Annotated in this window: 1 pseudogene; it reads right to left on the reverse strand. The window is 76.0% G+C overall.

The annotated features are described in order from the left end of the window. Nucleotides 1-129 (reverse strand): annotated as a pseudogene (locus tag JHD67_RS21995) (peptidase); the annotation flags it as partial. Nucleotides 130-308: the final 179 nt, after the last annotated feature.

Below are 308 nucleotides of genomic sequence, written 5' to 3' on the forward strand. Positions count from 1 at the left end.
CTTCACGGGAAACTTGATCACGCCCGGCAGCAGCAGCGGCGCTCCGATGATCTCGCCACGGGCATCGGCGTCGGCGATGTGCGTCACCTTGGCTACTTCCTCGATCACTGCCTGCTGGAACGCGGGCCTGTCTCTTATACACATCTCCGAGCCCACGAGACCCGTGACCGAATCTCGGTTGGCGGCGTGGGGGTGTAAAGGGGGGGGGGGGGGGGGGGGGGGGGGGGGGGGGGGGGGGGGGGGGGGGGGGGGGGGGGGGGGGGGGGGGGGGGGGGGGGGGGGGGGGGGGGGGGGGGGGGGGGGGGGGG

The organism is Dyella sp. ASV21 (genome assembly GCF_016428975.1).
Lineage (GTDB): Bacteria > Pseudomonadota > Gammaproteobacteria > Xanthomonadales > Rhodanobacteraceae > Dyella.